14 protein-coding genes are annotated in these 20,878 nt (G+C 49.8%); 7 read left to right on the top strand and 7 right to left on the bottom strand.

Annotation, left to right across the window (positions count from 1 at the left end):
- The first annotated feature begins 210 nt into the window (after positions 1 to 210).
- From BWI93_RS02095 to BWI93_RS27370, 3 genes are all read left to right on the top strand, one after another.
- Positions 211 to 1,590 carry a PAS domain-containing protein gene (locus tag BWI93_RS02095; RefSeq protein ID WP_094808514.1) on the top strand — a complete coding sequence of 460 codons (1,380 nt, stop codon included), beginning with the start codon at positions 211 to 213 and terminating at the stop codon, positions 1,588 to 1,590.
- Positions 1,587 to 3,359, top strand: a complete 1,773-nt coding sequence (locus BWI93_RS02090) for an ATP-binding protein (protein WP_094808513.1) — start codon at positions 1,587 to 1,589, stop codon at positions 3,357 to 3,359. The genes BWI93_RS02095 and BWI93_RS02090 overlap by 4 nt, the downstream gene beginning before the upstream one ends.
- Positions 3,360 to 3,969: 610 nt before the next feature.
- Entirely contained in the window at positions 3,970 to 4,284 is a 315-nt protein-coding gene (locus BWI93_RS27370) for a GH32 C-terminal domain-containing protein (RefSeq protein WP_141217322.1), read from the top strand.
- Positions 4,285 to 4,449: 165 nt separating this feature from the next.
- Here the strand turns inward: BWI93_RS27370 and BWI93_RS27605 are convergent, their stop codons facing one another.
- A complete protein-coding gene (locus BWI93_RS27605; protein WP_158242810.1) occupies positions 4,450 to 4,587 on the bottom strand; it encodes a hypothetical protein in 138 nt (45 codons plus the stop codon).
- A gap of 387 nt (positions 4,588 to 4,974) precedes the next feature.
- Between BWI93_RS27605 and BWI93_RS02085 the strand changes: the two genes are divergently transcribed.
- Entirely contained in the window at positions 4,975 to 5,370 is a 396-nt protein-coding gene (locus tag BWI93_RS02085; RefSeq protein WP_094808627.1) for a barstar family protein, read from the top strand.
- Between the two features lie 200 nt (positions 5,371 to 5,570).
- Here BWI93_RS02085 and BWI93_RS02080 read toward each other — a convergent pair whose 3' ends face one another.
- A complete protein-coding gene (locus BWI93_RS02080) occupies positions 5,571 to 9,011 on the bottom strand; it encodes a ThuA domain-containing protein (protein ID WP_094808512.1) in 3,441 nt (1,146 codons plus the stop codon).
- 309 nt (positions 9,012 to 9,320) lie between these two features.
- On the opposite strand from BWI93_RS02080, the gene BWI93_RS02075 reads away from it, so the two are divergent.
- The 3 genes from BWI93_RS02075 to BWI93_RS02065 all read left to right on the top strand — a co-directional run bounded on the left by BWI93_RS02075 (position 9,321) and on the right by BWI93_RS02065 (position 13,850).
- On the top strand, positions 9,321 to 10,040 hold the full coding sequence (locus BWI93_RS02075; RefSeq protein ID WP_094808511.1) for an NUDIX domain-containing protein: 720 nt from the start codon (positions 9,321 to 9,323) through the stop codon (positions 10,038 to 10,040).
- 225 nt (positions 10,041 to 10,265) lie between these two features.
- Positions 10,266 to 11,060: an SDR family NAD(P)-dependent oxidoreductase gene (locus BWI93_RS02070; protein WP_094808510.1), complete on the top strand. Its 795-nt coding sequence runs from the start codon at positions 10,266 to 10,268 to the stop codon at positions 11,058 to 11,060.
- Between the two features lie 261 nt (positions 11,061 to 11,321).
- Positions 11,322 to 13,850 (top strand): PAS domain-containing protein, encoded by a 2,529-nt coding sequence (locus BWI93_RS02065; protein WP_094808509.1) that lies wholly within the window; start codon positions 11,322 to 11,324, stop codon positions 13,848 to 13,850.
- A 60-nt stretch (positions 13,851 to 13,910) separates the two neighbouring features.
- Here the strand turns inward: BWI93_RS02065 and BWI93_RS02060 are convergent, their stop codons facing one another.
- The 5 genes from BWI93_RS02060 to BWI93_RS02040 form a co-directional block, all read right to left on the bottom strand.
- Complete coding sequence (locus BWI93_RS02060; protein WP_094808508.1) at positions 13,911 to 14,285, bottom strand: hypothetical protein; 375 nt, start codon at positions 14,283 to 14,285, stop codon at positions 13,911 to 13,913.
- A gap of 128 nt (positions 14,286 to 14,413) precedes the next feature.
- On the bottom strand, positions 14,414 to 14,686 hold the full coding sequence (locus BWI93_RS02055; protein WP_094808507.1) for a hypothetical protein: 273 nt from the start codon (positions 14,684 to 14,686) through the stop codon (positions 14,414 to 14,416).
- 35 nt (positions 14,687 to 14,721) lie between these two features.
- Entirely contained in the window at positions 14,722 to 16,050 is a 1,329-nt protein-coding gene (locus BWI93_RS02050; RefSeq protein ID WP_094808506.1) for a hemolysin family protein, read from the bottom strand.
- Between the two features lie 190 nt (positions 16,051 to 16,240).
- Positions 16,241 to 17,698, bottom strand: coding sequence for a TolC family protein (locus tag BWI93_RS02045; RefSeq protein WP_094808505.1), 1,458 nt, complete (start codon positions 17,696 to 17,698; stop codon positions 16,241 to 16,243).
- Positions 17,688 to 20,858, bottom strand: coding sequence for an efflux RND transporter permease subunit (locus BWI93_RS02040; RefSeq protein WP_094808504.1), 3,171 nt, complete (start codon positions 20,856 to 20,858; stop codon positions 17,688 to 17,690). Before BWI93_RS02040 ends, BWI93_RS02045 begins: the two co-directional genes overlap by 11 nt.
- Between the last annotated feature and the right edge of the window lie 20 nt (positions 20,859 to 20,878).

Here is a 20,878-nt window from a genome sequence, read left to right as displayed (position 1 = left end):
GGGAAGCTAGGTAATTCCTCCCATTTCCGCCCCACTGCACCCGGCTTCATCGCTACTGAACAAATTATTTTAACAAATTTTGAGCTTTTGCCCCAGGCCTCTTAAAACTTCCCCCCTGCCCTAATCGTTTATAGTCACTGCTTAAGGTGGAACTGAAAAGGTTTGACTGTTTGGGATAGCCGTTCTTCCTTTAATGCATCACCTCCATGTATGAATCCTTCAAATCAATCTCAGTCGGCTGCTCTTCCTAGTGCGGAGGAATGTCAGCTCTTACTGGCATCCCTGACCCAGACGTTCTGGGAAACGGACGCTCAGGGCAGGGTACTTGCTGATTCGCCCAGTTGGCGAGCATATACGGGTCAAACGTATCAGGATTGGTTGGGGAAAGGCTGGACCAGCACCGTCCATCCGGATGATCGGTCGGAAGCTCATCGGCAATGGCAGGAGGCTCTGCTTGAGCAGAAACCCATGGATGGGGAGTTCCGGTTACAGCATCCCGAAGGAGGCTGGCGATGGACCAACCTACGGGCTACTCCGATTCTTAATCCAGACGGGACGCTTAAAAAATGGCTGGGACTTACGATAGATCTCAGTCAGAAAAAACAGGCCGAAGAAGAATTACTGGAAGCTCATCAATCGTACCAGTTACGCCTGGAACAACAGGTCAGTGAACGAACCTTCGAGCTGGTCGAAAGCCGGGAACTCCTTCAGGCCACGCTGAATAGTACGCTGGAGATGATTCAGGTATTTAAAGCCGTTCGTGACGAAGCAGGAGAGATTATTGATTTTACCTGGGTACTTAACAATAAAGCCAGCGAGCGACGCTACGGCGATGTCATTGGTGAACGTCTGCTGACCTTGCAACCGGGAGTTCGACAAGCGGGCATATTCGATACGTTCAAACGGGTCTGTGAAACGGGTATACCGGACCAATCCGAACGCCATTATGTCTATGAGCAATTCGATGGGTGGTTTTACCAATCTACGGTTAAGGTAGACGATGGTGTAGCCACGACCACTACCGATATTACTGCCCGCAAAAAGGCCGAACTGGAATTAGCTACGACCAAGGAACACTTACAGACGATCCTCGACAGCTGTTTGTACAGCATTCAGGCCTTTGAAGCCGTTCGGGATTCGTCTGGAAAGATTGTTGATTTTGTCTGGATCATGAATAACCAGCTGGCCGTACAACAAAATGGCGACGTGATCGGAAAAAGTTTGCTGGAAATGAACCCCGGCGTACACGAAGCTGGTTTGTTTGAGAAGTTCGTTCAGGTAACCGAAACCGGTATTACCATCGACGATGAACAGTTTTATGACTTTGAACAATTGAAAGACTGGTTTCATCTGACCCTGGTCAAAATGGGCGATGGGTTCGTCATGAACACTGACAATATTACCCAGCGGAAACGGGCGGAACTGGAAAACCTTCGGTTAAAAGATGAGGTCACGCAGCGGGCGGAATCGGCTTTACGCGTGAACGAAGAGCGGTACCGGGTACTTATTCAGAACTTGCCCGATTACGCCATTTTCGCATTGACCCGAACGGCATCATTGCTGAATGGACCGAAGGAGCCCAACGGGTGAAAGGCTTTTCGGCGGCAGAAATACTCGGTCAGCCGATCGCGATCTTCTACACGCCGGAAGGACTGGCCGCTGGCGATCTGGAGCAGGAATTAGTCGAAGCAAGCCGCATCGGGCATACCGAAAAGGAAACCCAGCGAATACGAAAAAACGGCGAACGATTCTGGGTCAATGAAATCACGGTTGTCATTCGTGATGAACAGGGTCATCTTCAGGGTTTCACCAAAATTAGCCGGGATATTACCTTACGTAAACAGGAAGAAGCGGCTCGGCTGCAACTCGAAACCCGAACCCGGCTGGCCGTTGAAGCCGCTGAAATGGCTACCTGGGAGTGGCATTTACCGACGGATCGCGTCTACTGGAATGAACAGCACTTTCTATTGTTGGGACTAGAGGTGCAAACCGGGGAACAAAAATCCGGGCTGTTTTTAAATCACATTCACCCCGACGATCGGAACCGTATTATTGCCCAGCTTAATCAAACCATCGAACAGCGAGTTCCTTACGATGAGCAGTTTCGAATTATTCGGGAGGATGAACAGGTTCGCTGGATGAGTGGTTACGGCAAAGTTACGGCCGAAGAAGACGGCATTCCCGTACAGCTTAGCGGCGTGATGTTTGATATCACCGACCGGAAAGTAGCAGAAGAGGCCCTTCGCGAAGCCGCTCGGCGGAAAGATGAATTTCTAGCCATGCTGGCTCACGAGCTACGAAATCCCATGGCCACCATCCGCAACGGCCTTCAGGTACTATCGCTCACCACCCCCACCGATGCCAAAGCCCAAAGTATACTGGGAATGATGAATCGACAGACGGATCATCTGGTACGGCTGGTCGATGATTTGCTGGATGTAAGCCGGATCAGTCAGGGCAAGATTGACTTACGAAAGGAACGCGTAAACCTGGTGGAACTGGTTCAACAGGCGGTGGAAGCCGCAAATCCGCTGTACCAGTCCAGACAACGTCGTCTGTACGTGAGCCTTCCGGTCACGGAAATTTTGATGGAAGGTGATGATACCCGTCTGATTCAACTGGTAACCAATCTTTTAACTAATGGCGTACGGTACACCGTTGATGAAGGACAGGTATGGCTGAGTCTGGAACACAAGGAACAGCAGGCTATTCTCCAGGTGCGGGATAACGGTATTGGACTCACGCAGGAGCAGCAGGCATCGATTTTTGATCTGTTTGTGCAGGTAGATCATTCGCTGGCCCGCTCACAGGGAGGTTTGGGCGTGGGGTTAACCGTTGTTAAACGCCTGGCGGAAATGCACGGGGGTCGAATTGAAGTCCAGAGTCCGGGCCTGGGTCAGGGCAGTACCTTCACCGTTTGCTTACCAACGCTCGACCTGCCGCACGTCAATGAAATCGTTACGGATCCGGAGGAAACTGTCACGCCTTTTCGGATTCTGGTCGTTGATGATAATCCGGATGCCTGTCTGACCCTGCGTATCTATCTGGAGCTGAAAGGGTATGAAGTGTACTCCGAAAACAGCGGATACGCGGGAATCAAGGCCGCTGAACGGCTTAACCCGGAGGTTATCCTGCTGGACATTGGCATGCCCGGTCTGGATGGCTACGAAACCTGCCGACGCATTCGGCAACAACCCTGGGGCGACTCTATCCTGCTTATTGCGTTAACCGGTTACGGACAGTATCAGGACAAACAGCGTACGCAGGAAGCCGGATTTGATCAGCATCTGATCAAGCCCGTCAAGCTCGAACCACTTACGCAACTGATTAAGGACTGGATGAATCAAAAGAAGAAGTAAGCAGTACCGAAGAAGACACGGATACGTTCCGGGGACTGTTGAAATAACCCTCTTTGGGTGGAATCTGAATCCATACATCCCTCCAGGCAGGAACTCCGCTGATTTGATTAGTTATCCCCTTATGAACCAATTCAAACCAACGAAGGAGGTCCCCAACCGCCATTAAGGTGCCTCAACCTGCCTAAAGGAGCAGAAGACGTACACGTACTCCCCTGCTGTACAAGTACTTTACAAAGGTAACTAACAGATTTTTAGAACATTTAGGGAAATAGTAACTACACTGTGACCCCTAAATTTGAGGTCTTCCGTTCAAGCAGATGAGTACCGAAAAGGTCGGGTTTGTGCTCTTGTTTAACTCTGCTACCGGTTTTAACAATACTGCCTGCCATCAGAACGAGTACAGGGACGGTCTGAGTCCGGATTGCCCTGCCAATACGTTCAGCCTGCCTCGAAAATAGATGCACAAACGAGGTTACCCCAGTGCGTGAAATCCCTTCAAGCTACATACGCCGGAACCTCGTCAATACCCCGTTTGTCAATAGTCACCCACCCCCTTTTAAACCGCACCAGCTATGATTACTCATGAACCGGATCCCAATTTCCCGCAACCTTGAAATCTTACTGGATTGTGCACCGAAAGCGTAGGTTCTTCTCTACATTCGGCTCGCCTATTCAGCAGGGCCGCTATACAGCTGGTGCCAGATCAGGCCCATACGCAGGCATTACGCTTGTTCAGAAACGGAAACGAGGAAATGGTACTTTCTATCAGGACGGCTCGGTTCGCCTGGATCGCCGTCGCTCCGGAAAAGTCGATTTCAACGCCCGCTTTCACAGCGTCGAGCAGGTCCCGGTAAAACTTCAAAAAGGAGTCGTTAAGCTACAGATCATTGCCGACGCCCCGGTGCTGGCGGTATACGTCAACTAAGGCGAAGTCATGCTCACGGATCGGGTTTTCACAACCTAGCAGTACGGGGTCGCTCGAACTGTTTACCGAGGGAGGCCCGGGAACGTTTCACAACCTGAAAGTTTCAGCATTAAAGCCTTGATACTTATCGCCGAAAATGGTACGGTTTATTGCGAAACACTCCGTTTACAGATAAGGCCCAATCAGCGTAACCAGAATACGGGCTAGTCCGACCGCAATCCACAGGCTACAGCCAATGATTACCCGGAGCGGATACGGTTTGCAGCGATGGTTGAGTCGCGATACTTTTCCCAACCGTTTCATAGTAAGCGAACGAGTGGTTGAAAAAGCTGGTTTTTGCATTGGTCTAAACAGTTCATCTTCTGTAAGGTTCATACCTCATGTTCATTGATTTAGGTTTGGTTGAAAAGGGCATACTGTTCGTTAATCGAATTTTATATAATTGATAGTCAAATATTTACTTCCATATGTTGTTCACTTACCTTTTCAGAATGAAAAATCAATTTTCACTTTGAAAGGCTCCTTTTCTAAATCCTCTGTGATTCCAACAGTCTATTCAAGGGTGTCTACCCTGCAACGTACATTGACCGTAGAAATGGGGTTTATACTGGGCGACATTTACTGCTTCACCCTAACCTGGAGCCGGATACTTTGCTGGACGACTACACCCGCGTACAAAACGTAGATTTTATGAAAAAACAAATCGTCCTTAATGGTCAGGCAATCAATGACCTCCCTTCTTTTTACCAGGAAATCAATCGGGTCTTCATGGCGGAAGAAGACTGGGAAATTGGTCCGAGTCTGGATGCCCTAAATGATTTGTTGTACGGTGGGTTCGGTGCCCTCAAGGATCAGGACGAAATCCAGCTGGTCTGGCAGCATAGCTCGCACAGCCAGAAAGCCCTGGGCTATGAAACGACGAAAGCCTATTATGAAGCCAAACTACAGCCGGGATCTCCGTTTAATGTTTCCTTATTTCAAGAAAAGCTAAGGGAGCTGGAAAGTGGCTCGGGACCGACCTATTTCGATCTGATCCTGGAAATCATTGCCGAGCACCCTACGATTGAACTTGTAGCCCTGAATTAATTCTTTGTACTCACCAATTCTGGAATTTCCACGATTGCAAAGCTTTGCGTATAACTAAAAACGGAGAAGGCACTATCCGTAGACAGTCCCTTCTCCGTTTTTAGCAAACGCCTAGACTCACTTTACTCTATAGCTATACGCGTTTAGATGGGTAAGTACATGGATCACATTGGAAACCCTAGAACTATCCTGCTTTCATCCTATTCCGTACCCATCAGAAACTCCGTACCCATCACCACCATCAAACTGCCCGTAACATTACTGGGACTGACAAATACCAAGTACACATCCTGTGGTTTGGTTTCCGTAGCCATCGGACCTTTCAACGGAATGGTCAGGGCTTTGGGTTGAAAATCGAGTTTATCCGAAGCTTCCAGCATCGCCGACTCTCCGAGTAAGGGACCCGTGGGACTATTCAGACGGAGTTGTATTTTTCCACCCACGGCATTAAGCTGCGGTTTCGGAGCTACCGCCAAAACCCGGATTCCGGATACCCCATTCAGATGCACCTGTTTAAGGGCCATGTACGCACCGGACTTAGCGGGAATGGCCAGGTTATTTCCACCATAAGCCATTTTATTGACATTGTCGTAATCGTCGAAATTGTGCACATCCACCTTGGCATTTCTGAGTACGTAGCTTTGTTCAGAGCGTAAGGCAGGCAATCCTTTGGCTCCTTTATCTTCGTAGGAAGCCCGGACGATATAAACCCCTTTTCCTTTATCTCCCGTGGGCAAATTCGCCGTATAACTTCCCTTCAGCGGTAGCGTCTTCGCTCCGGCCGTCTGATCGGATACGCTCAGAATGTATTTTACCATTTCGGCCGCATCGGACGTAGACAGCTGCGGATGAGCCGCCATTGCCGTTTCTCCCCAGACACCGCCACCGCCAGCAATCACTTTCTTCGTCAGCCGTTCTACCGCCGAAGGGTCACCTTTGTATTTTTTGGCCACGTCCAGATAAGCAGGTCCGATGGACTTTTTGTTCAGACTATGGCAAGCCTTGCAATCACTCGATTCGATGAGCTTTTTACCCGTTGCCAGCAAAGCCCCCGCATCTGCCGAGCGGTGCCCCTGAGCAATGGCAACTTTGTCGTAGCCTTCAGCGAGGTAATCAATGTTTACGGCTACTCGCTCCGGGTTGATGCCCTTGCCTAATGTTCCATCTTCCTTATCGCTTACCTTTACCTGGTACTGAATGGGCTGGTTGGGCGTGAAAAAGGACTTCTGGGGTAATTCAACCGTGAGTACGGGAGCTTCATTGCCTACGGTGATGTCCAGAGACTGCGAAGCAACGCCGCCCTTGCCATCGTTCACCGTCAGCGTAGCTTTGTATAGTCCCGTCTGAGCTAAGGTCAGAGCCGCTTCGGGTTGAATTACGGTTTTACTGAAACCATTTTTAGAAGTGATCTTCCAGGCGTATTTGAGTTCATCACCATCTGCATCCGTAGTGCCTTTGGCGGTGAGTTTTACAGCCAGGGGAGCGGCTCCCCCCAGCTTGTTGGCAGCGATCTGTACCTGTGGCTTACGGTTGCCGCCGTTAAATTCAATCCGAATCAGACGGGCGTCGTCGTTCGCCGTAAACCAGCCGGAACCGTATTCCAACATGTACAAATCCCCATTGTCAGCGAATTCCATATCCATCGGATTACTGAATTTGTAGCTGGGCATGAAGCGATCCATTGACACATAGTTGCCCACCGAATCCATGGTTACGGCCATAATCCAGCCTCGCATCCAGTCATATGTGAACAGTTTTTTGTCGTAATAACCAGGAAAGGCCCGCTCTGCTTTCGCAAAATCTTCGGTGTAGAAAACGGGTCCTGCCATGGCGTTTCGCCCACCCGCTCCCACGAGTGGGAACTCCGAAGAGGCCTCATACGGATACCAGATAAATGCTTTCTGAGCGGGTGGTAAGACTTTCAGTCCCGTATTGTTCGGGGAGTTATTCGTTGGTGCACTGACCTGCCATTTTTCACCGGATTTGCTGGCGGCGAAGTCGTACTTGTGATACGCTTTGTTATCACCTACAAAATGCGGCCAGCCGAAGTTTCCGGCTTTACGAGCCTGCCCTACCTCATCGTGGCCCGCCGGACCACGACTGGAATCCGCCTTAGCAGCATCCGGACCCACTTCGCCCCAGTACAGGAAGCCCGTTTTCTGATCGACCGAAATCCGGAAGGGGTTGCGGTGGCCCATGGTATAAATTTCGGGTCGGGTCTGAGCGGTTCCTTTCGCAAATAAATTTCCCTCGGGAATGCTGTAACTGCCATCAGATTGCGGCTTGATCCGCAGAATCTTACCCCGTAAATCGTTGGTATTCGCCGATGATTTCTGAGCATCCCAGGCCGAACGACCTTCCCGCTCATCGCTGGGACTAAATCCGTTCGAACCGTGCGGGTTGGTGTTATCGCCCGTTGACAGGTACAAATTGCCTACTTTATCCCAGGCAATGGAGCCGCCCGTGTGGCAGCATTCCTCCCGCTGGGTGGGGATTTCCAGCAATATCTTTTTCGAATCCATTACGAGTTCATCGCCTTTCAACTCAAAGCGACTCAGTACATTCTTCGATTCGCTGGGATCCGAATAATACAGATAAATCCAGTGGTTCTGGGCAAAGTTGGGATCTTTACTCAAGCCCAGCAAGCCATCTTCACCCATCGATTCCTTGCCTTCCTTACTCACGTATTTAATGCTTACGGGCAGTTTGGCAATGGTTTTCAGTTCCTTGGTTTTGGTGTTATACAGCCGGACTTCGCCCTTGCGTTGGATAAAAAGTACCCGACCATCGCCCAATACGCTCAGTTCCATCGGCTCGTCGAGTTTCTCTTCCAGGATCACTTTGGTAAAGCGGTTTTCTTCGGGCCGGGCCTTCGAAAAGTCCAGGGACCGGGGCGTATCGCCACCCGCCGTATACTGAATACCTGCCCAGAGATGATTCAGAAACAAAGGTTCCGAAAAGGTTTCATCGGTATGCCCCATAGCGGTGTAAAAGGCTCGTCCACCGTCGAAGGGCTGGTACCAGCTCATGGGATGAAAATCGGGATTCTTGCCGCCGATGTAACTCTTTTCGTCAATTTTCAGGACGACGTTGATCTGGGGTGAAATATTCTTAAAGCTATAAAATTCATCCGTACGCTCGAATTCATCCGGCATGCCCCGGGTTGCCCAGTGGTTTTTCAGGGTTACGATGAATTTGCCTTTCTGCACATTACTCGGCGTCATGGGGTGATCCAGAAAGTACGCTCCCGCCAATCGGCCGTACCAGGGCCATTCGTATTCGGTATCCGTAGCCGCGTGAACGCCCACCCAGCCACCACCCGCCTGAATGTAGCGTTCGAAGGCCGTCTGCTGCTGCTCATTCACTACATCACCCGTCGTATTCAGAAAAACTACCGTGCTGTACTTCTTCAGGTTGGATTCGGTAAACTGACTGGCATCTTCCGTAAAAGCGACGGCAAAACCTTTTTCGCCGGCCAGTTTGGTCAGAGCCGTTTTTCCGGCGTCAATGGAAGCGTGACGAAATCCGGCCGTTTTACTAAAAACGAGAACGTTAAAGGTCGGTTTCTGAGCGAAAGCGGCTTGTTGGAGGAGGCAGATTCCCAGCCACAGCGAGGTAATTCGAAGAAATATAGCTTGCATAGGTAAGTAAACGAGTGCTTGAATGCAGCAAAGCTAGAGAAATACTTTTATTGTCTAATTTTTAGACAATAAATTTTACACAATTATTTATCTGGTTAATACAAATTAATAACTCCGAAGATAGCTAAGTTATTCTACTGATTTCCTGTAATTTACACGCTGTCTTTTCGCTTTAGACGAAGCCATTTTACTTACACTGCGTTTACGTTCACCAAGACTATTTTTTGATTTGTAATTTTAGCTATTTCAGGAAAATCAGGGATTGAAGCTATTTTTAGGTCTTTCTTCTAAACTTTATAGTATTCTCCTATGCAACCGCTACGTGAGCAAGATTATATTCAACAACTCTCTATCGATTGCGTCATTTTTGGGTATGAAGCGGGTGAGCTTAAAGTGCTGGTACCTAAAATGGATTTTCGGGGAGACTTCTGGGCTTTACCCGGGGGTCATATCTTACAGAAAGAAAGTATTGATGAAGCCGCGTACCGGATTCTTAAGTTCAGAACCGGCATCAGCGACATCTATCTGGAACAATTCTGGGTTTTCGGGGATCAGTCGCGAAGCAGTCAGGATTTTATTGACCGCTTACTAGCCCTCAATACTGACAAACTCGAACACCAAGATCTCCGGGCCTACGCCTGGTTGAGCCGACGTTTTGTATCGATTGGTTATTATGCTCTGGTTGACATGCATCAGGTAAAACCTCAAACCAGTGAGTTGGACGCATCGATTGAGTGGATGAATGTCAGGGAGTTACCACCGTTGATTATGGACCATAACGCCATCGTAGTCAAAGCCCTGGAAACGTTGCGTACCAATCTGGATCAGAAATTGATTGGGTTTAACCTGCTGCCCGAAACCTTTACCATGAAGGAAGTACAGCAGCTTTACGAAGCCATCTTTGACAAACCATTGGCCCGTAACAATTTTCAGAAAAAGATGCTGGATCTTCAGGTACTCGAACGTCTGGAAAAGAAATTCACGGGTGCCGCTAACAAAGCTCCGTATCTCTATCGGCTCGTTCGGTGACCTGGCAAGCGTAGAATGTATGCCTCTTTTTCATTGCGAAGCATTGCTTTATCATCGACTTTGTTTTCTGGAATCCTGCTGACCCGCTGGCTATTGCACGGTTGAGAAACTAAACCACCCTGTATTCGTTATTCCATCGATTTCAGATCTCGTCAAGCCTTCCCGTAATTCAACAACGAATTGGAGTGAAGCAGGCGAGTGGTCCATCTTCAAAAATCAAGCATTATGGATTTGCAATTAGCAGGAAAAACAGCGTTTGTGAGTGGTTCAACGGCGGGCATCGGCTATGCCATTGCCCTTGGTCTGGCTAAAGAAGGCGTCACGGTCATCCTAAACGGCCGTACCTCCGAAAACGTAGCCGCTGCCGTGAAGCAGTTACAATCCGAAGTTCCGGATGCCCAGGTCAGCGGTTTTCCCGCCGATTTTGCTCAGGCGGCTGACGTGGAGGCTTTGCTGGCCAATCTGCCTCCCGTGGATATTCTGGTTAATAACATTGGCGTGTTTGAGCCCAAAGCGTTTACGGAGATCCCCGACGAAGACTGGTTCCGTTTTTTTGAAATCAACGTCATGAGTGGCATCCGGCTTTCCCGTCACTTCTTCCCGAAAATGCTGGAGAGAAACTGGGGACGTATTCTTTTTATTTCCAGTGAATCAGCCGTATTCATTCCCAGTGAAATGATTCACTATGGGATGACCAAAACCGCCCAGCTAGCCGTTGCCCGGGGACTGGCTGAACTTACCAAAGGCACGGGGGTGACCGTGAATACCGTTTTACCCGGTCCGACCAAGTCCCGCGGTGTGGGCGAATTCATTGCCAATCTGGCGAAGCAGGAGAATAAAACGGAAGAAGAAATGGAAAAGGTATTTTTTCAGGACTTCCGCCCCACCTCGCTGATCCAGCGGTTTGCCAGTCCGGATGAAATTGCTCACATGGTTACGTACCTCTCCAGCCCCCTGGCTTCGGCTACGAACGGGGCTACCTTACGCGTAGAAGGAGGGCTATTGAAAACTGCTTTTTAGCTTTCATGGCTGGACTAGCAGACTAATTAAAGGCTTTGCTAGTTCAGCCCAGCCATAAACGTATACACATATACGTCAATCCATTTCGCTCATTCAGTTCATTGATTGTCAGGTTAGCAATGTCCTAATCGCTTTTTGAATCTGTTTTATAAATCATTATACCCAACGACCCGCCGTAAGTTTTTCCCCCAATTGATAACATTTCTCGTCCGCTTCAAGTTTTCCCATAACTTTACCCATACATTGGATTGAAACGTACGAATGGCTATCCCTCCTGTATCACCCGAGGAAAACAATCGGATCACTGCCCTTAAAAGCTATGACATTCTCGACTCCTTACCCGAAGAGGATTATGAGGATATTACCCGACTGGCTTCAGATATCTGCGAAACGCCCATTGCGTTAATCAGTCTGGTTGATAAAGACCGCCAGTGGTTTAAATCGCATCGCGGTCTTGACCTGCAGGAGACTTCGCTGGAACATTCCTTCTGCGTACACAACCTCATCAGCCCACAAAAGCCGCTGGTAGTGGAAGATGCCCGGCAAGATCCCCGCTTTGTCAACAACGCCTTTGTCACGGGCTACCCCAATATCGTTTTTTACGCGGGATCACCTCTGGTCGATCCCAATGGCTACGTACTCGGATCGCTTTGCGTGATTGATCACCAGCCGAAACAGCTCACTGAAAAACAGTTATCTGCTCTTAAAATTCTTGCGAAACAGGTCATTAAACTCCTGGAATTACGTAAACAAAATCAGGCCCTGAAAGAAAGCGAAGAACGGTATCGACTCGAAAACATAGCCCTGGCAACCAGCCGTAAGCGATTCGAAACGGTTCTGAAACACGCCCCCATTGGCCTGGGCCTGCTCCGTGGCGATGACCATGTATTTGAGTTGGTTAACGACCGTATTGCTGAAATGGCCGGTCGACGCGTCGAGGATATGCAGGGAAAAACCTTGCTGGATGCCCTCCCCGAGTTGAGCCGTCAGGGTCTCAAAGAAATATTTGATTCTGTTCGTACTACCGGACAGCGATTCGTAGCACCGGAGATTCCCCTTCAACTCCAGCGAAATAATCAACTGGAAACGGCCTATTTCTACGCCAGTTTTGAACCCGTCCAGGAGCCCGACGGCACGGTAAGCATCGTGGATTTCAGTATGGAAATTACCGAGCAGCTTAAAGCCCAGCGGGATTTACAGGAAAGTGAAGCCCGTTTCCGAGCCATTTTTGAGCAGGCTCCCATGGCGATAGGTCAATTGAAAGGCCGGGATCTGGTGATTGAACTGGGTAATAAGCAGCTTTTTGAAGTCTGGGGAAAAGATCCGTCCATTAGGGGAATGCGGCTCATCGATGCCTTACCAGAAATGCAGGGCCAGCCCTTTATAAACATTCTGGAAGGCGTGTTTGATAGCGGTAAACCCTTTTACGGGAATGGCGTCTTAGCCCAGCTTTTCCGAAACGGTCACCTGGAAGATTTGTACTTCGATTTCAGTTATACGCCGCTCCGCTCCGCCGAAGGCGAAGTAACCGGAATTATGATTATGGCTGTCGAGGTTACGGAACAGGTATTATCCCGGCGAAAACTTGAAAAAAGTGAAGCTCGATTCCGGGGTTTGATTAAAGAGGCTCCTTTCGCCATTGGAGTCTACGAAACCAATGATCTGATCATTTCCATTGCCAATGATGCGATGCTTCAATTCTGGGGCAGAACACCAGAGGTCATTGGTCAGAAGTTACCCGAAGCTCTGCCCGAGCTGGAAGGACAACCCTTTATTCCGCTCTTGCATGAGATCCTGCGTACGGGCGAAACGTACCGGGCGACTGAAGAACCCGCTGACCTCCTAACGAATGGTCGTTTGCAACGGTACTGGTTCAATTACGTTTACCAGCCCATTTTTGATAATGAAGGCAAGGTATTTGCGATTCTGAATTCAGCGGTCAACGTTACGGATAAATACCTGGCTCGGCAGGAATTGCAACAGAGCGAACAGCGGTATCGCGATTTGGCGGCTGAGCTGGATCAGCATGTACAGGAACGCACCCAGGAACTGTTACAGACGAATCAGGAATTGCAACGTTCGAATGAAAACCTGCAGCAATTTGCTTACGTAGCCAGCCACGATTTGCAGGAGCCTTTACGGAAGATTCAAACCTTTAGTACGCTACTTTCCAAACGCTTTGCGGGCCAACTCGATGAGCAGGCCTCAAATCTGCTTGAACGCATCAACACGGCCGGGTATCGCATGTCCTCGCTGGTTAGCGATCTGCTGACCTACTCCCGGTTTGCAACGCGACAGCAAAGTTTTGACGATGTTTCGCTGGATGCCGTACTGGCGGGTGTTCTGGATGCCCTCTCACTAACCATTCGTGAACGCAAGGCCCGTATTCAAACCAATACATTGGGTTCGGTTAAAGGGGATGCGGTGCAGTTGCATCAGCTCTTTCAGAATCTGGTTTCGAATGCCATTAAATTTACCCCGGCTGAAGACCAGCCCCTGGTGCGTATTCAGTATGATGTGATCAAACGTCAGGAGTTACCTCCCCAAAGCAAACTTACCGGACATCTCTTTCACCGCATCAGCGTAACCGATCAGGGGGTAGGATTCGATGAGCAGTACCTCGACCGAATCTTTATGGTATTCCAGCGTCTGCACAACAAAAATGAATTTCCGGGTACGGGTATTGGACTGTCGATCTGTCAACAGGTAGTAGAAAACCACGGTGGATGGATTACGGCAAAAAGTCAACCCGAGGCAGGTACTACTTTCCTGGTGTACCTGCCCGCCTAAGAATAGGCTACTAACAAAAGGGATCTGGAAGGTTTCACGCCTGATCATTAGGCGTCCCACTTATTTACGCATCGCCGCCTTAAAGGCCGCCAGATCCTGAGCGGTGGGAGGAAGAATTTCGGCTACTTCAGCTCCCCGATTCATCGTTGAATGCTTAAAAACTTTCGCCCGTACAGGTGTACTTTTCTGCTCCGCGGACCGGATCGCTTTTATAAACTCTTCACTGTTTTTAAGTTTCATATCCAGGAAAAATACCTGAGCGAGCGGATAAAGTGCGAGCCATGCCGTGTCATTTTTAATGCTCCGCAGTTCGGGTAGTACGGCTCCGGTTTCGTAGGTGTCACCCTGTTTAACCACCTTTCCATCGGAGTACTCGTTTTTGTGACAAGCCGAGCAAACCGTTACAAAAGTCAGGAGTAGGAGTAAGCGATTCATGGCTTCAAGGTTGATAGGTTTCTTTCGTTTTATACTGTAACGTCAATCGTGTATACCAGCGTCTACGAACAAGTCATCGATTTTACAGAAACTATATTTTCCAACTCGCCTATCTGCTGCAAATCCCTTTACCTCCGTCTCAAGGCGTTATAAGCCAGCAGAATCAGCAGTTCTAGGGCATAAATAACAATCACTGGAAGTAGGTACGCTTCATCCGTCATATCCAGAAAATGATACAATCCCCACGTAACGAGAAAACCGAAAATCAGCATCAAAAACGTGGAAACTGTCACTTTCTGACCATGACGGAATTTATTAATGATGTGTACTAACAGCAGTCCCTGAATGAGCAGAAAGAAAAACAGACAGACAACCGTACCAAACTGATGAACAAACATCATACTTTTACTTTTTTCCAGTGAGCTTCCAAACGCAGTTATTCCTCACTGGTAAGGGGCTCTTCACCCAGATCTTTGAGCAGTACCAGTCCAATTGCATTATTTTCAATACTTTCAATTTTGATTTCATAGCGATCCACTGTTGCCATTTGTCCTACGGCAGGCAGGCGACCAAATCGCTCAACCAGAATTCCCGCCAGGGTTTCATAACCAGCCCGCTTCTGAATGGGCCGGGGTAACAGTGCGTTTAGATCCAGGAGCGAACTGGTAGCCCGGAGCCGATAGCGATGTTCGTCCACCTGTTCTACAATCGGCCGTTCTTCGTCGGATTCGTCCTGGATTTCACCCACCAGTTCTTCCAGAATATCTTCCATCGTAATAAGCCCTTCCGTACCGCCGTATTCATTGATTACGATGGCCATTTGCTGACGACTTTGTTGAAACTCCCGTAACAAAGGACGGATTCGCTTCGTGGAAGGTACGAAAAACGTGGGCTTAATCAGCGAACGAATGTCAATACCAGGCCCTTCCTGAAGCTTCAACAGGATTTCCTTTAAATACACAACGCCCAATACATGATCCAGGTTTTCTTCGTAACAGGGAATGCGGGAATAATTTTCTGCGATGATTTCGTCCAGAATGGCCTGATTGAACTCCAGTACATCGATACCAAAAATCTGCGTCCGGGGCGTCATAATCTGGCGTACGCTTCGCTCAGAAAACTGAAAAGCTTTTTCTACCAGGGTCAAATCCGAACCCTCGGTATGATCTTCCTTGGCCTGATAATCCTGCTGGCTCTGATGCACCAGATACTTCAACTCATCCGCACTGTGTACTTCCGTGCTGTGGCTCACCGTAATGCCAAAAAGTCGGAGCACTACCGCCGCAATGCCATTCAACAGCCAGATTACGGGACGGAAAATGAGAAAGAAAAATTGCAACGGGTACGAAACAGCCAATGTTGTTTTTTCGGCCTGCTGGATGGCCAGCGATTTGGGAGCTAACTCCCCAAAAACAATGTGTAGAATAGTAATAACCACGAAAGCGACGGGCAGGGCAATCTGGTGAGCCAGTTTTTCGTCTAATTCCAGGCCCACAGCGTGCATACCAGCGATTAGAATTTTGGATACAACCGGCTCGCCGATCCAGCCCAGCCCTAAACTGGCCAGGGTGATGCCTAACTGTGTAGCCGCCAGATAGCCATCCAGATTTCCTAAAATTCGGGTGGACAGGCGGGCGGCGGCGTTTCCGGCCTGAGCTTTCATTTCCAACTGCGAGGCTCGTACTTTGACAATCGCAAACTCAGCCGCCACAAAGAAACCATTGAGTAAAACTAGAAGCAGCGTGATTAAAAAGTTGAGTAACATGGTTTGGTTGAATTAATAAACATAAAGAGGGAAAGTCTGGGGATTAAAAACCTAGGATACACCCTCCTTGGACTTGCTGCAAAAATCCATTGCCAGCCCCAATCCGGAAATCTGGAGATGCCCTTAAACAGCTTGCATGCAAAGCGTTTGAATATACGCACGTTTCTTTGCATACAAGCTGTTTATAGGTTTATTGCCAGCCGCCGCCCAAGGCCCGGTACAAATCTACCAGGGATAAAAACTGGGAACGTTTGGTATTAATTAGGGACAATTCCGATTCCAGAACCGATCGCTGGGCCGTAATTACTTCCAGATAGGTGGCGTAGCCCGTAGCAAAAAGATTATCCGAAGTCGTAGCTGCCTGCTTCAATACATTCACCTGTTGCGTCTGGTAGTCAGCTACGTTACGAAAGTTTTCCAGGCCTTTCAAACTTTGTACCACTTCCGAAACGCCCCGTAAAATGACCTGCTGATACGCCAGGAAGGAGCGATTTCGTTCGGCCTCGGTCACCCGTAAATTACCTTTGATGAACCGACGATTCAGTACAGGGGCTGATAGACCGCCTAAAATACCCGCCGTCATGGACTCCACACTTCCCAGTACACCCAGCCGGAATGCGTTTAAACCGACATAGGGCGTCAGGTTCAGCGAAGGCAGAAATTCGGCCCGGGCCACGGCTACGTCGATGTTGGCGGCTTCCAGCTCCCGCTCCACCTGACGAATATCGGGACGGCGGCTCATGAGCTGAGCCGGTACCCCCGCCGCGACCGTCGCGGGGAGTTGTTGCTCACGAATCGAGATGCCCCGCTGGATGGGTTGCGGATACCGGCCCAGTAAGACGTTGATCTGGTTTTCGGCCTGAAGAATTTGCTGGCGTACGCCGCCTTCCAGGCTTTTTGTATTCAGCAACTGAGCGTTAAACTGCTGCACGGCCAGTTCGGTAACCCGCCCCGCCGCCTTCTGTACTTCAACCAGCGACAGGGCCTGCTGCTGTAATTCAACGTTATCCCGAATGATTTCCAGTTCCGCATCCAGCGATAGCAGCGTGAAATACAGGCGAGCCACCTCAGCCACCAGATCCGTTACGATGACATTACGACCTTCCTGACTGGCCAGTACTCGGTTGTACGCGGCCCGTTTGCGGTTACGCAGTTTTCCCCAGAGGTCAATTTCCCAGGAACTCCGAAAGCCTACAAAGTAATCCGGTACGGGATTCGGGATGATGCTGGAACCCGTTACGTACTCCGAAAAATTGGTATCGTAATTTCCTACGCCATTGAGGGTGTAGCGGCCGAAGCGGTCCACCCCCGCCGAAACGACGGCATCTACCTGGGGCCGTAAGGCGGCCTGACTGATGCCGTACTGGGCCCGGGTTACTTCCAGGCGTTGTAGAGCCATTTTTACGTCCAGATTCCGGGCCAGAGCCGTATCAATCAACGCCACCAGATTGGCATCGGTAAACAGTCGATTGTAGGGATCGTTCCCAATACTCAGGGAATCCGTATTGGGGTCGTTTAAACTACCCGCGTAGGCCGAGGGCACGGGCACCGGAGCGAGGGTCGCAGGGGTATGCCTGACCCGACAACTGCTTAAACTCAATAGCCAGGCTCCGGCTAGTATAGAAAAAATTTGACGTTTACGATTCATGCACATACGTAGATTCAGTGGGGGAAGAAACCGAATCGGCCTCTGATTTAGAGCCCATTCGCTCCGCAAGTTTGGCGAAGATGACGTACAGACCGGGTACAACGACCAGTCCGAAAATGGTACCAATCAGCATACCACCCGCGGCAGCCGTACCGATCGAGCGGTTGCCCAACGCTCCGGCACCCGTAGCAATACACAGCGGAATCAGACCCGCGATGAAGGCAAAGGACGTCATCAGAATCGGGCGTAAGCGGGTCACGGCACCTTCCATGGCTGCTTTCACAATACTCAGACCTTCGCGTTGCCGCTGACTGGCAAACTCCACAATCAAAATGGCGTTTTTACCCAACAATCCAATCAACATGACCAGGGCTACCTGAGCATAAATGTTGTTCTGTAAACCGGCCAATTGCAAACACAGGAATGAACCAAAAATCCCCGTAGGTAAGGAAAGTAGTACGGGTAGTGGCAACAGCAAACTTTCGTACTGGGCAACCAGCAACAGGTAGACAAACAGCAGACACAGCATGAAAATATAAATGGCCTGATTGCCCGAGAGTACTTCCTCCCGCGACATGCCCGACCAGGCAAACGAGTACCCGCGTGGTAATTCCTTGGCCGCTACTTCCTCGACGGCTTTCAGGGCGTCGCCACTACTGTAGCCAGTGCCCGCATCCCCATTGATCAGAGCCGAGGTGTACATATTATAACGGGTGAGCTGCTCGGGACCGTAGACGCGTTCCAGCCGAACGAAATTGGAATAGGGCACCATTTCGCCTTTTTCATTTTTCACGTGCATAGTGAGTACGTCTTCGGGCTTGGTCCGGTATTCGGGCGAGGCCTGTACCATCACCTTGTACATTTGTCCGAAACGAATGAAGTTGGAAGCGTAGAAACTCCCCATCAGGGTTTGCAGCGTACTCATGGCATTGTCTACCGAAATACCCTTTTGGGCCGCTTTATCGTAATCCACATGCAGCATGTACTGCGGGAAAGTGGGGTCGAAACTCGTAAAGACCTCACCCAATTCCGGCCGTTTCCGCAGGGCGTCCATGAAGGCTTCGGTAACTTTTTTGGTGGCTTGCAAGTCCCCTTTCCCCGTTCGATCGAGCAATCGAAGCTCAAAACCACTGGAGTTACCAAATCCGGGTACGGTTGGGGGTGGGAAATACTGAATGCTGGCTCCCTGAATATGCCGGGTTTGTTTGGTCAACGCCGCAATGACGTCGTCTACCGTTTCCTTCCGTTCCTCCCAGCTTTTGAGGTTGACCATTGCCATTCCGTAGGAAGAACCCGAGCCATCGGTCATCAAACTAAAACCAGCCAGAGTCGATACGTTTTCAACGGCGGGCATTTTCGCCGCCACTCCCTGAATCTGATCGAGTACTTCTTCGGTTCGTTTCACCGTAGCTCCCGCGGGGGTCGTCACGTTCACGTAAATCATACCTTGATCTTCCGTAGGAATAAAACCGCTGGGCAGAATGGTATTGATTCCCCAGGTACCCGCTACGAAAATCAGTAATATACCCACCGTTACGACCCGTCGGTTGATGATGCGTTTCAGCAAGCTCTGGTAACGACCCGTCAGACGGTCGAAGCCTCGGTTAAAAGCATCAAAAAAGCGATCTAATACATTCTTCTTCGCACCTGCCGCGTGTGGACGCAGCAGCAAGGCACACAAAGCAGGCGTGAGCGTCAGGGCGTTCAAACCCGAAATCAAAATCGCTACGGCCAGCGTCAGCGAGAACTGTCGATAGAAAATCCCCACGGGGCCGGACAAGAACGCCACGGGAACGAATACGGCAGACATCACCAGCGTAATGGCAATCAAAGCCCCGCTGATTTCCCGCATGGCGGCAAACGTTGCCTGGCGGGGTGATAAATGTTCCTGCGTAATTTTAGCGTGGACGGCTTCTACGACAACAATCCCATCATCCACAACAATACCGATGGCCAGTACCAAAGCGAACAAGGTCAGCAGGTTAATCGAAAAACCGATAACGCTCATGAAAGCAAAAGACCCTACCAACGCAACGGGTACCACCAGGGCACAAATCAACGTCGATCGCCAGTCCTGTAGGAAGAGAAATACAACGATGAACACCAGTACGAACGCTTCAAACAGGGTCCGTACCACTTCGTGAATGGACGCATCAAGAAAGCGGGAAACATCGTAGGCAAAATTATAAGTCATGCCCGGCGGAAACGTCTCTTTCTTGAGTTCAGCCATCCGCTGTTTAACGTTGGCGATAATCTCGCGAGCATTCGAGCCGGGACGTTGTTTGAGCATGATCGCCGCGGAAGGACGTCCATCGGTTTTGGAAAGCACATCGTAGTCCAGTGAGCCAAATTCTACATCGGCTACGTCTTTCAGCCGCAAAATCGAACCACTAGGATCGGCCCGCAGGACAATGTTTTCGTACTGTTTGGGTTCAAAAAACTTGCCCGTGTAGCGAAGGACGTATTGCAAAACCTGCGGAGCCCGGTCGGCACTCTCCCCGGCTTTTCCCGGAGCGGCCTCCACGTTCTGTTCCCGAATCGCTTCGATGACTTCTTCGGGGGAAAGGTTATAAGCCGTAAGCCGGTCGGGTTTAAGCCAGACCCGCATGGAGTACTCCCGGGAACCCATAATATCGGCAAAGCCTACGCCGTCGATGCGTTTCAGCTCGGCCAGAATGTTAATATCCGCGAAATTGTAAATGAACTTTTCATCGACCGTAGAATCGTCACTGAAGATGTTCAGGTACAACAGCATACTGTTGACTTCCTTCTCGGTAATTACTCCGGCTTTGATTACTTCCTCGGGCAACTCATCCAACACGGCCGTTACGCGGTTCTGCACGTTCATGGCGGCCAGATCAGGGTCAGTACCTACTTCAAAAAAGACCTGAATCAGTGTAGTACCATCGTTCCCGGATACGGAGTTCATGTACACCATACCGGGTACGCCGTTAATCGCCCGTTCGAGGGGCGTGGCGACGGCCTTGGTACAAACTTCGGCGTTGGCACCCGTATATTTCGTGGTAACGGTAACCGATGGGGGAACAATATCGGGAAACTGCGTCACGGGTAAACCCGTCAGAGCCAGTACCCCCAGTAGCGTAATGACTACGGAGATAACCGACGACAGCAGCGGCCGTTTAATGAATATATCAAACATGAGTTCATTTATTTTTTTAT

Source organism: Siphonobacter sp. BAB-5385, from assembly GCF_002261125.1.
Taxonomy (GTDB): Bacteria; Bacteroidota; Bacteroidia; order Cytophagales; family Spirosomataceae; genus Siphonobacter.
Note: the sequence above shows the minus strand (reverse complement) of the source record. Positions and strands in the feature narration are given on the sequence as shown.